The organism is Bacillus sp. FSL R9-9834 (assembly GCF_038006905.1).
Taxonomy (GTDB): Bacteria; Bacillota; Bacilli; order Bacillales; family Bacillaceae_G; genus Bacillus_A; species Bacillus_A pacificus.
The window spans coordinates 4,069,246-4,083,586 of the sequence record NZ_JBBOWD010000001.1 but is presented as its reverse complement, the minus strand read 5'-3'; the positions used below and the strand labels follow the sequence as shown (position 1 = coordinate 4,083,586).

Genomic DNA, 14,341 nt, shown 5'->3' with positions numbered 1-14,341 from the left:
CTTTTTTCTATGCTTTCCTTTTACATAATTGGGCTTGTCTTTGGAAGACTAGAACATGAAGTAAAGGAGAGTTGTGTATGAAGTGGAAACATATAATTGGTGATGTTGAAGTGAATCGGGATTTAGTGTTATTACTCCTTATTGGAGGTTTATACACGCTCGCAATTTCTTTATCGAATACGTTTGTTAACATTTATTTATGGAAACAAACACAAAATTATGTGAATCTCGGCTTGTATAATTTGGCAAGCGTTGTATTGCAGCCCCTCACATTTCTTATAGGTGGGAAATTAGCGAAGCGTATTGATCGCTCGATCTTGTTACGAATAGGCGTAGGCACGTTAGCAATTTTTTTTATCGTTGTTTTAGTAGCGGGAAAAAGCGCTTCTCACTATATTTTATTAATGGGGGCTCTTTTAGGAGTCGGATATGGTTTTTACTGGCTCGCGTTTAATTTATTAACATTTGAGATTACAGAACCAGAAACAAGAGATTTCTTTAACGGGTTTCTTGGGCTTCTTACATCCTTCTCTGGCATGATTGGACCGATAGCAGCTGGATACACAATTTCACGTATGGAAAAGTGGAGTGGTTATACGGTCGTATTCTTCCTCTCGTTACTGTTATTTGCAATTGCTGTCGTTTTAAGCTTTTTTGTATCTAAGAGAGAATGTGAAGGTCGTTATGAGGTTACACAAGTTTTGAAAGAGCGACGGATTGATAAAAATTGGGGGAGAATTACACGTGCTCATTTTTTCCAAGGATTGAGAGAGGGAACATTCATTTTTGTTATTTCAGTATACGTGTACTTAGCAACCGATAGTGAGCTTGCATTAGGGAAATATAGCTTAGTAAATTCTGCTGTATCATTTGTATGTTACTATTTAGTTGCTCGTATGTTAAAGAAAGAGTGGCGAAAAAAAGCAATTTTACTTGGAGGCATTATTTTATATGCTGTCGTATTTTTAGTTATATTCAATGTTACATACACAAAATTACTTATTTATGCAGCATGCATTGCGATTGCATACCCTATTTTACTCGTTCCATATGGATCGATGACATATGATGTAATTGGTAGAGCGAAAAATGCGAGAGAGTGGCGTGTAGAGTATGTTGTTGTCCGAGAATTATGGTTAAATGCTGGGAGAATTTGTTCAGTTTTAAGTTTTTTATGTGCTGTATTATTCTTTCCGCCTGAAAAGAGTTTACCTTTCTTACTATGTATTTTAGGTGCTGGACATTTTCTTATTTATTTTGCAGTTAAAAATGTCAAATATGATGAAGGAAATGCAGGGAACACAAGTGTTGTAGCACAAGGAACCACGCAGAATCAAACAGAACCAGAAGGTTAACTTATCGTTTGTTTTATGCTAGAATAGAAAAAGATGTAAGACAGCAGTGAGGACACCTGTATGAAGGTGTCCCTTTCAAATTACATAGCTGTTGGTAGAGGGGGTTTGTATGGGTAAGAAGCAGAAACAACAAAAGAAAAAGACTCACGTTCCTTTTCGGTTAAACGTGCTGTTTTTCTGCGTGTTTTTAATGTTCTCCGCGGTTATTGTAAGGCTTGGATATGTACAAATTGTTCGCGGTGAGGAATATAAGAATGAAGTGGAGAGGAAAGAAAACTCGACGATAAGTAATCCTGTACCACGTGGGAAAATATTTGACCGTTATGGGCGACCTGTAGTAGATAATGCAGCTGTACGTACGATTACATTTACAAAAATGAAAGGATCAACTGCAGAGGCTCGCTTAGAAACAGCGAAAAAATTAGCAGATTTGATTGAAGTACCGACAGATAAATTAACAGATCGCGATAAAAAAGATTATTGGCTTGCTATTCATAAAGAAGAAGCGCAAGAAAAAATTACGAAAAAGGATCGTCAAGAGTTTAAAGATAAAAAAATTGACGATAAAGAATTAGATGAGCGTCAACGAAATCGCGTGACGGAAGAAGAAGTGAATCAATTATCTGCAAAAGATTTAGAAGTGCTAGCGATTAAAAGCAAAATGGACGGCGGATATGCGATGACGCCACAAGTCATTAAAAAGGATGCTACAGATGAGGAATATGCGATTATTAGTGAAAATTTAGCGCAATTGCCGGGAGTAGATACAAGTGTCGATTGGGAACGAAAATATGCATATGATGGCGATTTGTTCCGAAGTGTACTTGGAGGTGTAACAACTTCTGACGAAGGTTTACCGAGAGAAAGACTAGATTACTATCTTGTTCGTGATTATAATCGAAATGACCGCGTAGGGAAAAGCTATCTTGAGCAGCAATATGAAGATAGTTTGCACGGTAATAAAGCGGAAGTGAGAAATATTACGGATAAAAACGGTAATATTTTAGAAACGATTAATGTATCAAAAGGGCAAAGTGGTAACAATCTGAATTTAACAATTGATATGGAATTACAAAAGCGTGTAGAAGAAATTATCACGAAAAATTTATTGAGATATAAAGGGGGACAACCTCTTTTAGATCGCGCATTCGTTGTAATGATGAATCCAAAAAATGGTGAAGTTTTATCTATGGCAGGGAAACAGTTAGTAGAAGAAAATGGCGAGACGAAAGTGCAAGATTTCGCATTAGGAACGATGACAAGTTCTTATCCGATGGGATCAACTGTAAAAGGTGCGACAGTACTTACTGGGTATCAGACAGGTGCCATTCAACCAGGTTCAGTTCAACTTGATGAACCAATCAGATTAAAGGGAACGCCACAAAAATCTTCTTGGAAGACGATGGGATACATTAATGATTTAACAGCATTAAAAATGTCTTCTAACGTATATATGTTTAAAACAGCGATGAATATCGCAGGTGTTCAATATGTAAGAGGTGGTACGTTAGATATACCACAAAAAGCATTTGATACGATGCGTTATTATTTCGGACAGTTTGGACTTGGTGTAAAAACAGGTATCGATTTACCAAATGAATCTGCGGGTCAAACAGGTAGAGGAAATCAACCAGGTTTCTTATTAGATTTATCAATTGGGCAGTATGACACGTACACACCACTTCAATTAGCACAGTATGTTTCAACAATTGCAAATGGTGGTTACCGTATGCAGCCGCAAGTTGTAAAAGAAATTCGTCAACCGGAAGCGAAACAAGGCGAAGTTGGAAAAGTCGTTCACTCAATGGAACCGAAAGTACTAAACCGTATTGATATGCCTGAATCACAAATTAAACGTGTTCAGGAAGGATTTAGACAAGTATTTAATGAGTCTGGTGGTACAGCTGCGAAATACTTTACAGGCGCATCATATAAAGCTGCTGGTAAAACAGGTACAGCTCAAACTGTGTATGGCGGAGATAAAGAGATTGGTAGAAAAGCAAACGGTGAGCGTAAAGAAACATATAACTTAACATTAGTAGGTTATGCGCCACTTGAAGACCCTGAAGTAGCATTTTCTGTTGTTGTACCTTGGGTAGATGATAAATCAGGTATTAACGGTTATATTAGTCGTGACATTATGGACGCGTACTTTGATTTGAAAAAGGTAGAAAATGGCGAAGCTACACAAGAGGAAATAGATAAGAAAAATAAAAAGCAAGATGATGAATAAAAAAGTTGTAAAAAAAGCACACTATCTGAAAAGATAGTGTGCTTTTTTTTATGGTTCATGCATACGTTTTAATAAAGTGGACAAGCAGATTATATCGGAATTTTAAGGGACCTCGCAAATAATACGTATGCATTCACTATGGGAGTTATGGACCAATCCTTAGTGAAGATGAACGGTGGCTACAGATTAATAATTTACCTAATGTTGATTCTTGTGGAACTTTACAAAACTTTTACAAACAATTAAAACCGAATTAATAGTTTAGCAGTATTCTTATATCTGTAATCCTGTTATTTCCGGTTACTTCTAGGAGGAAGAACACGTGAAATGGATAAGTGCATCGATTAAAGTTTTCATACTGTCGACATGTTTCTGTTATGTTGGCACGTCTACTGCATTTGCTGTGAATGAAATGGGAGAAGTGAGAGTTGATGGATCCTCAACGGTTTTTCCTATTATAGAAGCAGTAGCGGAGGAATATACAAAGGTGCATCCGAACGTGAAAATTTCCATCAGTGTTTCTGGAACAGGAGGAGGATTTAATCGTTTCAGTAAAGGAGAAGTGGATATAAATAATGCTTCGAGGGTAATGAAACAAGTGGAAGAAAATGAAATGAAGAAAAACTCCATTCAGTTTACACCGTTTGAAGTTGCCTACGATGGTCTTACAATCGTTGTGAATCGCCAAAATACTTGGGTAGACAATATGACGGTAGACGAGTTACGTCTATTATGGAGTGAAGATGCAAGTGAAAAGCGATGGTCACAAATTCATTCATCATGGCCACGTGAACAGGTAAAGTTTTATGCGCCAGGTGTAGACTCTGGCACGTATGATTATTTTCAAAACGTCATCTTACAAAATAATCGCATTGTAAAAAAAGTCTCTTTGTCTGAAGATGATCAAGTTATTATGCAAGGGGTAATGAATGATAAAAATGCCATTGCTTTTGTAGGATATGCTTATTATATGGCCAATCGAGATAAGGTGAGAGCAATAAAAGTAAATGGTGTACTTCCGACGAAAGATACGATTCAATCAGGTGAGTATAAGCCGTTATCTAGGTCGCTATTTGCTTATGTGAATCATGCATCTATCCGAAATAAAATGAATGTAGCAAATTATATTGAGTTTATGATTCAGCATGTTGGCAATCTTGCTGAAGAGGTTGGATATGTAAAATTACCAAAAGAAAAATACAATGAACAGCTGCGGATGTTAACAGAAATAAAAAGGTAATGTCAGGGTGGAAAGGGGTTTTCATCTTTGGCTTATAATGACAAAAGTCAAACTACATTTTCTGTACAACATTTGATTGAAAGAAATACAAAACATAGAAAAAAAACGCAGCGAATCAATCGAATCGTTCCATTATTACTAAAAATAATTGCTAGCGTGTCGATTGTGACGACACTTGGAATTATTTTTACGCTTTCTAATGAAACAATAATGTTTTTCCAAAAAATACCATTACACTCCTTTTTGACGGGAAAAGAATGGTTACCTTTTTTTGAAGATCCTAAATTCGGTATATTACCACTTATATGTGGAACGGTACTTGTAACAGCAATCGCTATGTTCGTAGCAATTCCTATCGGTTTAGCGTGTGCCGTATTTTTAAGCGAATATGCTTCAAACAGTGTGAGAAAAGTATTAAAACCGATGTTAGAACTATTAGCAGGTATCCCGACAATTGTATATGGCTTTTTTGCATTAACAGTTGTTACACCGCTTTTACAACGGATTATACCTGATTTACAGTTTTTTAATGCGATTAGTCCAGGTATTGTGATTGGCTTTATGATGATACCTACAATTGCATCTCTGTCTGAAGATGCAATGAGAGCTGTAGCAAAAGGAACGAAAGAAGCTTCGTTGGCACTTGGAGCAACTCGGTTTGAGATGGTAAAACAAGTCGTGTTTCCTTCAGCTTTCGCAGGGATTATGGCAGCAATTATATTAGCTGCTTCCAGAGCAATCGGTGAAACGATGATCGTTGTAATTGCAGCAGGGTCCACACCGAACGTATCGCTCGATCCGACACACTCTATTCAAACGTTAACAGCTTATATTGTGCAAGTGAGTTTAGGTGATGCTCCGCATGGAACACTTACTTATTACAGCATGTACGCTGTAGGCGCAACGTTATTCTTGTTTACTTTTATAATGAACATCATTTCGCAGTTTATTATGCGCCGCTTTAGGAGGGTGACATAATATGCGCATGTTGAATCATAAAAAAATACAAGAAAATATGGCATCACGTTTTTTAAAAGATCGAATTTACAAATTGTTATTTTATATGGCAATTTTGTTTTCAATAGTAATTCTGCTTATTTTACTTTTTCAAATTTTTGAAAAAGGTGTCAGTTACCTTTCGTTAGATTTCTTTACAAACTTCGCTTCGCGTAATCCGAAAGAAGCTGGGATTGCTGCAGCTTTGTCAGGAACAATATTATTTATGAGTATTGTTATACCACTCTCCTTTATATTTGGGGTCGGAACTGCTCTTTATTTAGAGCAATATGCGAAGGAATCTATATTTAAAAAGGTAATAGAAATTAATAATCAAACGTTAGCGGGAGTACCTTCCGTCGTATTTGGATTACTCGGCTTAACCATTTTTGTATACGCTCTTCATTTAGGTGAGAGTATTATTGCAGCGGCACTGACGATGAGCTTACTCGTCTTACCGACAGTTGTTGTAGCGAGTCAAGAAGCGATACGATCTGTACCGAGGTCATTATTAGAAGCTTCTTACGGGTTAGGTGCTACGAAGTGGCAAACGATGTATCAAGTTGTATTGCCATATGCGTTCCCAGGAATTATAACAGGTTGTACGTTAGCGATATCAAGAGCGATTGGAGAAGCGGCACCGTTATTAGTTATCGGGGCACTTGCATTTGCAAATTATGTTCCGTTTAGTATGTTTGATAGATTTACAGTTTTACCAATTCAAATTTTTAATTGGATGAGTAGACCACAGGAAGAATTTCAGTATGTAGCAGCTGCTGGGATGATTGTTTTGTTAGGTTTGTTGCTCTTGATCAATATAGTTGTCCTATGGTTACGAAATCGAAAATAAGTTGGAAATGGATGAAAGGGGAATTCAAATGGTAGCAACAGTAGTAAATGTACAGGTGAAAAACGAGGAGAAAATCGAGACTGCGCCAAAGAAAGTAGTATTTGATACGAAAAACTTAAATTTATGGTATGGAGAAGATCATGCTTTAAAAGATATTAACTTAAGTATTCATGAGAATGAAGTTACAGCAATTATCGGGCCAAGTGGTTGTGGTAAATCAACGTACTTAAAAACATTAAATCGTATGGTAGAGTTAGTACCAATCGTGCGAACTACAGGCGTAATTGAATATAGAGAGCGCAATATATTTGATAAATCATATCCAGTTGAAGAATTACGAACACATGTAGGAATGGTGTTCCAAAAACCAAATCCATTTCCAAAATCTATTTATGAAAATGTAGCATACGGCCCGAAAATTCATGGTATTAGCGACAAGAAAACGTTAGATGAAATTGTTGAAAAAAGTTTACGTGGAGCAGCGATTTGGGATGAGTTAAAAGATCGTTTGCATGATAATGCATACGGTTTATCTGGTGGACAGCAACAGCGTCTATGTATCGCACGTTGTTTAGCGATTGAACCAGACGTTATTTTAATGGATGAGCCAACATCGGCACTAGATCCAATTTCAACATTAAAAGTAGAAGAATTAATTCAAGAGTTAAAGAAAGATTTTAGTATCGTTATCGTAACGCATAACATGCAACAAGCTGCGCGTATTTCAGATAAAACTGCTTTCTTCTTAAGTGGAGAAGTTGTGGAGTATACAGATACAAATAAATTATTTACGACACCTTCAGATAAGCGTACAGAAGATTATATTACAGGCCGATTCGGTTGATGTCGCTAGCAAGGCTAAGAGCAAATACCCTCTTAACAGAGGGTATTTCTTATTTTTACCTCATTTAAATTAGAGAAGTAATACTTCTCCTATCTTAAGGCTTATATAAGTAGGCTAGGTAGGAGAGTTATATATATTGGCACATAATATTGAGGGGGAAGAAACAATGGTACGAGAACAATTTCAATGTGATTTAAAAACGTTACAGCAAAAGGTGATTGAGCTTGGTGAACTAGCGAGAGAAGCTTTATTGCTTGCTATGGAAGGGCTTCATAAAAAGGATGTAGAGAAAGCGTTAGAGGTAATAGATGGTGATTATCGTATGGATAATTTAGAAGAGGAAATAAATGATCTTGCGCTTATGCTCATTACGAAGCAGCAACCTGTAGCAAGTGATTTAAGAAGGATTTTCATTTCAATTAAAACAGCGACAGATTTAGAACGTATTGCAGATCATGCTGTTAATATTGCGAAATCAACCATTCGTCTCGGGGAAAAAGACGTGTCTGTTAGTTTGCACAATCTTGATGAGATGTTTGCGATTGCAAATAAGATGTTACAGTTAGCGCTAGATGCATATGAGCAAGAAAATTTAACTTTTGCGAAGCAAATTGCCGAAATGGATGATTCTGTTGATGAAATATATGGGAAAGCGATTCGTGAATTTATATCTTCAGTTCCAGAACAACCAGAAGCAATTACACAAATTACACAATTATCCTTTGTAGCGAGATATATCGAACGTGTAGCAGACCATATTACAAATATTGCTGAAAATGTTTTTTATTTAGTAAAGGGAAAGCATTACTTATTAAATGAATAAAGAAAAAAGCAGGTGAAACATCACCTGCTTTTTTTAGTCAAAACATGACAAAAAAAGCTCGTTGTTTCCTTTAGTTTATGATGATAAGATGTATCATAATATAATGGAAAAAATAGGGCGTATATGTTATTCGCTTATTAAGTAATATTTTAAAAGTTAATAGTAAGCGCTTTCTTCGGTTGTTGAAAGGTGAATGTATATAAGGGGAACTTTACTGCCTGTCGGCCCGATTGGTCAAGGCTAATAATTAGTAGGGGATGAAGAAAACCCCCACTGATTAAAGTTTCACTTTATTTTATACTGCTAGTTAATGCTGGGTAGATAATATACATATCGTATATGAAGTTACTGAACATTATATAAGTGGAGGCTGAAGTATATGAAGGGGGTTATTTTAGCTGGAGGAAAAGGACGACGCCTTAGACCATTAACATGTAATACTCCAAAGCCGATGTTGCCATTATTAGAAAAGCCAGTTTTAGAATACAACATTGAATTATTGCGTCAGCATGGTATACGTGAGATTGCAATTACTGTTCAGTATATGAGTACGGCTATTAAGCAATATTTTGGTGACGGTAGCAAATGGGGCGTTAACTTGTACTACTTTGAAGACTCTCCACCGCTTGGAACTGCAGGGAGTATTAAACAAGCGGAAAAATTTTTGGATGAACCGTTTGTTGTCATAAGTGGGGATGCGTTAACTGATTTTCAATTATCAGAAGGAATTACGTTTCATGAACAAAAGAAAAGAATGGTAACTATGTTTGTAAAGGAAGTAGAAAATCCACTCTCATTTGGTTTAGTTGTAATGAACAAAGAACAAGAGGTTACACGATACATAGAAAAACCGAGTTGGAATGAAGTAGTCTCTAATATTGTGAATACAGGTATATATATTATGGAGCCAGAAATTTTTTCTTACATACCGCCCCGAGAATTTTTTGATTTTAGTCAAGATGTGTTTCCGTTATTGGCAAATAAGAACGCATTATTTGCATATTTGTCAGAAGGTTACTGGTTAGATATCGGTACATTTGATCAATATCGACAAGCACAATTTGATTTGTTAACGAAAAAATTGCAAGTACCTATTCCATATACGGAAGTATTACCGATGGTATGGATGGGAGAAGGGGTAACGATTGGAAAAGGAACGAAAATTCACGGTCCTTCTTTTATTGGTGAAGGAGCAAGAATTGGTGCTGGATCTGTAATTGAGCCATACTCTATTATCGGGAAAAATAGTGTTGTTTCAAGTTATTCTCATCTTCAAAAGAGTATTATTTTTGCAAATGCGCACATTGGGAAATATTGTGAGTTACTAGAAACGACAATAGGAGAACATACAATGGTGGAAGATGACGTTACATTGTTTCAAAAAAGCATTGTAGCGGACCATTGTCATATAGGGAAAAGTACGGTAATTAAGCAAAAGGGAAAACTATGGCCATATAAGGCGATTGATAGTCATTCGGTAGTCGGATCGGCTGGTGTTCAAGAAAGTGAGAAGAGTGCAGGATGGTTGCAAAAAAGCCGCATTGTAGGAAGAGGTAATGTGGAGATTACGCCTCAATTTATTGTAAAGGTTGCGATGGCGTACGGATCTCTTTTCACAAAAGGGGAAAGTATATTAATCGGGAGTCAAGAACATATAGAAACGACTTCTTATAAAAATCTTTTTCTTCATGCAATTCATGGTATTGGGATTCATACGATGGAATGCAAAGAAATGAACGAATCACTTTTTCAGTACAGCATTCAAGATTTGCAATGTGCGGGCGGGGTTTTCATTCAAGCGGAAAAAGAAAAAGAGATTGTTATAAAGTTGTATGGTAAGGATGGGGCACAGTTAACGTATAAGCAGCAAAAAGCGATAGAACAAGCGTATATGTCTGAGTCGTTTTATTACGTATGTGAGAAGGAAATGGGGCGGAATAAGCTAGTACACGTTTCTTTACATAATTATATAGAGGCTGTATTAGAGCGTATTGATATTGAGAAAATAAAAAAACAGAAGTTTCATCTTCTTATTAATAAGAGAAATGATATGTTACAACATTTGCTTATGCTCTTTTTGCAAAGGCTCGGATGCACAGTTACGTGGATTTATGCGGGCGAACAAAAGGATCATGTGAAAGCTTTGATGAAATCAAGTAAAGCAAATATGGCGCTTATGTTTTCAGAGCAAGGAAATTATTTCGAGTTATATGATAATCATAGTAATATTTACCAAGGGACGGATTTTGAAGAGATTGATATTCCAGATTTATTACTGGAATCGGCAGGAAATATTTACCCAATGTCTTTGAAATTAGGAGAATGTTATCTTCTATTTTATACGCAGGATGAAAAAAAATCGTTTCAAGCGAGATGGAAGCGAGATATTTTATATCGAATTGGAAAATTATTCGAGTTAATAGCATTGCAGGGAAAAACCTTTCTCAGCATAGTAGAGCAATCACCGCCGCTTTATTTACTTTGTGATGAAGTTGTATGTTCATGGAATGAAAAAGGGAAAGTGATGAGGAAATTATTGGCTGATATCGAAAGGAAGGAAGAAGGCATATTTGAAGGAGTACAGTTCAAATATACCGAAAAAGAGTGGTCTTATATCGTTTCTGACACAAAACAACCGAAATTTTTAGTGTATTCACATGCTAGAAACCCAGTAATAGCAAGGGAAAACATGAAAAATCTTATAGAAAAAATTAGACAATATCAAAAGGTGTAGAATTTTTATTTTAAAAGTGGTATTATAGTATAGTCTGATTTAAGTTATTAGTACTGGAGGGAAATAAGAATGCGTGTGAATATTACTCTAGCATGTACAGAATGCGGAGATCGTAACTATATCTCAAAGAAAAACAAACGTAACAACGCTGAGCGTATCGAGCTTAAAAAGTATTGCAAGCGTGACAAGAAGTCTACGTTACACCGTGAAACAAAGTAAGCAGTAGGAATATTTTCCTACTGTTTCTTTTTTTATTCGATTCCTCTCTTAAAAGTGATACACTATCATCGTAGAGCAAAGTATCACTGTGAGGGGGGAAATGTGTGAGAGAAGAGAAACTACGTTTACGTAAACAAATAATAGAGCACATGAATTCTTTATCAAAAGAACGGTATACAACTTTATCAGAGCAAATAGCATTTTCGTTGTATGAGCAAAAAGAGTGGGCTGAAGCTAAAACAATTGGAATCACTCTCTCAATGGAAAATGAAGTGAATACATATCCTATTATCGAAAAAGCTTGGGAAGAAGGAAAGAAAGTTGTCGTTCCGAAGTGTAATAAAGAAGCAAGAACAATGTCCTTTAGGAAAATTAGCAATTTTGATCAGTTAGAAACAGTGTATATGAATTTACGTGAGCCAATTCCAGCGCTTACGGAAGAAGTGAATGCAGATGAAATTGACCTTCAAATTGTACCAGGTGTAGCTTATACAGAGCGAGGAGAACGGATTGGATATGGTGGTGGCTATTATGATCGTTATCTCATGCATTATAAAGGGAAAACGCTATCATTAGCTTATAGTTTTCAAATGGTAGACCATATTCCAATAGAGCCGTTTGATAAAAATGTAGAAAAAATTATTACAGAAAAAGGAACAATGGTTAAAAATGGGCTTGTATAGACAAATAAAAATTGACGAGACTTTTTCTTCTTGATTATAATAAAATATGTGAACGTTTTCTTATTATAATTTTTTATAGTAAGTGAGCATAGAGGGTGATGAAATGGTATCTATATATGATATTCAGCAATTGCTAAAGAAATTTGGTACGATTATTTATACGGGAGATCGAATTGCAGATTTACAATTAATGCAAGATGAATTGCGTGAATTAAATCAATCACAGCTAATCGATCCACAAGACTATCAAACAGCTTTATTTTTATTGAAGCAAGAAATTCAAAAAGAGCTAAATAAGAATTAGATAAAGGTAGGTAAGCAACATGGAAGAGAAATGGTTAGTTGGTGTTGACCTTGGTGGTACAACGATTAAATTAGCATTTATTAATGTATACGGTGAAATTTTACATAAGTGGGAAATCCCTACGAATACAAATGAGCAAGGAAAACATATTACACTTGATGTAGCGAAAGCTATTGATAAAAAGTTAGAAGAGTTAGGCGAATTAAAAAGTAAGTTAATCGGTATTGGTATGGGAGCTCCTGGCCCTGTACACGTGGCGTCTGGAATGATTTATGAAGCGGTTAACTTAGGATGGAAGAACTATCCGTTAAAAGATTTATTAGAAGTAGAAACAGGATTACCTGTGGTTATTGATAATGATGCGAACTTAGCAGCGCTTGGTGAAATGTGGAAAGGCGCTGGTGAAGGAGCAAAAGATTTAATTTGTATGACGCTTGGCACTGGTGTTGGCGGCGGTGTAATTGCCAATGGAGAGATTGTACACGGCGTAAGCGGTGCTGCTGGTGAAATCGGACACATTACAGTCGTTACAGAGAATGCTTTCCCATGTAATTGTGGGAAGTCTGGTTGCCTAGAAACTGTAGCATCTGCAACAGGTATTGTGCGTGTTGCTATGCAAAAAATACAAGAGACTGATAAAGAAAGTATTCTACGTTCTATGTTAGCAGAAGAAGGACGTATCACATCAAAAGACGTATTTGAAGCACATGGACAAGGTGATGAACTAGCAGGCGAAGTAGTAGAAAAGGTAGCTTCTTATTTAGGATTAGCTGTAGCAAACCTTTCTAGCACGTTGAACCCAGAGAAAATAGTTATTGGCGGAGGTGTTTCTAAAGCTGGAGATGCACTTTTAGAACCAATTCAACGCTATTTTGAGCAATATGCTTTCTCACGTGCTGTAAAGAGCACGAAGTTAGCTATTGCAACACTTGGTAATGATGCAGGTGTTATCGGAGGAGCTTGGCTTGTAAAAAAGCACAAATACGAAGCGAAGATGATATAAGTTGTGAAGTATGAAAAGAGGAAGGGGAAACCCTTCCTCTTTTTGTGCGAAATCTTGATGAAGACGAGCATGTAAATGAATTAAGCTGCTGGTGGGTACCCGTTATATAGAACAGTCATGATTGTAAACCATCCGAAAACGAGTACAGTTGCAATTGCAAAGCCGCCCGCGAGAAAATTCTTTTCGCGAAGTGTTCTAAGCGTAGCAAATACAGCTAACAGAGTGACAAGCGTAAAAATAATAACAAGGCCCATACAATATCCTCCTCTGTCTACCCATTCCTTAATATGAGTTTTTGGAATATTTACTCTTTTATATTGTACATGTTTTAAAAATGATTGTCGAGATAGCATCCTTTCTTTTCCTAAGAGAAAAAAATGTTGTATCATTGAAAGTAAGTTTAATAATTGGAGGAGATTTTCATATGAAATGGATACAAATGCCGTTAGGCCCATTACAAACAAATGCTTATATTTTAACGAATGAGCAAAATGAGTGTATTATCTTTGATCCTGGTCACGAAGGAGAGAAGCTCGTTACATATTTACAAGAAGAACAATTAAAGCCACTGGCTGTTTTATTAACACATGCTCACTTTGATCATATTGGTGCTGTTGATGCGGTAAGAGACGCTTTTCATATTCCTGTGTACGTACATAAAGAAGAAAAAGATTGGTTAGGCGATGCAACTGTAAATGGTTCTCAAATCTTTATGATGAATCGCAGCATTACAGCAAAACCAGCAGATCATATTATTGATGCAGAAGGTGCATTAGCAATTGGTTCATTTAACTTTGAAATTTTTGAGACACCAGGACATTCTCCAGGCAGTATTTCTTATTACTGTAAAGAGGCGAATGCTGTATTTTCTGGAGATGTATTGTTCCAAATGAGTATTGGAAGAACAGATTTACCTGGTGGAAGTTTTGCAGAATTGATTGGAAGTATTGAAGAGAAATTATTTGTATTACCTGATGAAACAGCGGTGTTATGTGGACATGGTCCAGAAACAAGCATTGGTTTTGAAAAAGAAAATAATCCATTTTTACAGTAAGGA

General features: G+C 36.2%; 14 protein-coding genes. 13 read left to right on the top strand and 1 reads right to left on the bottom strand.

Features of this window, described 5'->3' with window-relative positions:
• Positions 1-77: 77 nt before the first annotated feature.
• From MKY00_RS21300 to glcK, 12 genes are all read left to right on the top strand, one after another.
• The gene (locus MKY00_RS21300) at positions 78-1,355 is read left to right on the top strand and encodes an MFS transporter (RefSeq protein ID WP_016718490.1); all 1,278 of its coding nucleotides are present in this window, start codon (positions 78-80) and stop codon (positions 1,353-1,355) included.
• A gap of 109 nt (positions 1,356-1,464) precedes the next feature.
• Complete coding sequence (locus MKY00_RS21295; RefSeq protein WP_000516829.1) at positions 1,465-3,588, top strand: peptidoglycan D,D-transpeptidase FtsI family protein; 2,124 nt, start codon at positions 1,465-1,467, stop codon at positions 3,586-3,588.
• Positions 3,589-3,910: 322 nt separating this feature from the next.
• Positions 3,911-4,828, top strand: coding sequence for a phosphate ABC transporter substrate-binding protein PhoX (phoX, locus tag MKY00_RS21290; protein ID WP_016718489.1), 918 nt, complete (start codon positions 3,911-3,913; stop codon positions 4,826-4,828).
• 27 nt (positions 4,829-4,855) lie between these two features.
• A complete protein-coding gene (gene pstC / locus MKY00_RS21285; protein ID WP_016718488.1) occupies positions 4,856-5,806 on the top strand; it encodes a phosphate ABC transporter permease subunit PstC in 951 nt (316 codons plus the stop codon).
• Position 5,807: 1 nt separating this feature from the next.
• Positions 5,808-6,674, top strand: coding sequence for a phosphate ABC transporter permease PstA (pstA, locus tag MKY00_RS21280; protein ID WP_001242545.1), 867 nt, complete (start codon positions 5,808-5,810; stop codon positions 6,672-6,674).
• 28 nt (positions 6,675-6,702) lie between these two features.
• The gene (pstB, locus tag MKY00_RS21275; RefSeq protein WP_000226683.1) at positions 6,703-7,518 is read left to right on the top strand and encodes a phosphate ABC transporter ATP-binding protein; all 816 of its coding nucleotides are present in this window, start codon (positions 6,703-6,705) and stop codon (positions 7,516-7,518) included.
• Between the two features lie 166 nt (positions 7,519-7,684).
• Positions 7,685-8,341, top strand: a complete 657-nt coding sequence (phoU, locus tag MKY00_RS21270; RefSeq protein WP_000251231.1) for a phosphate signaling complex protein PhoU — start codon at positions 7,685-7,687, stop codon at positions 8,339-8,341.
• 379 nt (positions 8,342-8,720) lie between these two features.
• Positions 8,721-11,075, top strand: a complete 2,355-nt coding sequence (locus MKY00_RS21265) for a sugar phosphate nucleotidyltransferase (RefSeq protein WP_074585742.1) — start codon at positions 8,721-8,723, stop codon at positions 11,073-11,075.
• A gap of 69 nt (positions 11,076-11,144) precedes the next feature.
• Entirely contained in the window at positions 11,145-11,294 is a 150-nt protein-coding gene (rpmG, locus tag MKY00_RS21260; protein WP_001265616.1) for a 50S ribosomal protein L33, read from the top strand.
• A gap of 104 nt (positions 11,295-11,398) precedes the next feature.
• Positions 11,399-11,977, top strand: a complete 579-nt coding sequence (locus tag MKY00_RS21255; RefSeq protein ID WP_001206422.1) for a 5-formyltetrahydrofolate cyclo-ligase — start codon at positions 11,399-11,401, stop codon at positions 11,975-11,977.
• Between the two features lie 103 nt (positions 11,978-12,080).
• A complete protein-coding gene (locus MKY00_RS21250) occupies positions 12,081-12,281 on the top strand; it encodes a YqgQ family protein (RefSeq protein ID WP_000253699.1) in 201 nt (66 codons plus the stop codon).
• A 19-nt stretch (positions 12,282-12,300) separates the two neighbouring features.
• Complete coding sequence (glcK, locus tag MKY00_RS21245; protein ID WP_000391706.1) at positions 12,301-13,284, top strand: glucokinase; 984 nt, start codon at positions 12,301-12,303, stop codon at positions 13,282-13,284.
• Positions 13,285-13,364: 80 nt separating this feature from the next.
• Here glcK and MKY00_RS21240 read toward each other — a convergent pair whose 3' ends face one another.
• Complete coding sequence (locus MKY00_RS21240; RefSeq protein WP_000524853.1) at positions 13,365-13,538, bottom strand: DUF2759 domain-containing protein; 174 nt, start codon at positions 13,536-13,538, stop codon at positions 13,365-13,367.
• A gap of 170 nt (positions 13,539-13,708) precedes the next feature.
• On the opposite strand from MKY00_RS21240, the gene MKY00_RS21235 reads away from it, so the two are divergent.
• Positions 13,709-14,338 carry an MBL fold metallo-hydrolase gene (locus MKY00_RS21235; RefSeq protein ID WP_016718486.1) on the top strand — a complete coding sequence of 210 codons (630 nt, stop codon included), beginning with the start codon at positions 13,709-13,711 and terminating at the stop codon, positions 14,336-14,338.
• Positions 14,339-14,341 lie beyond the last annotated feature (3 nt).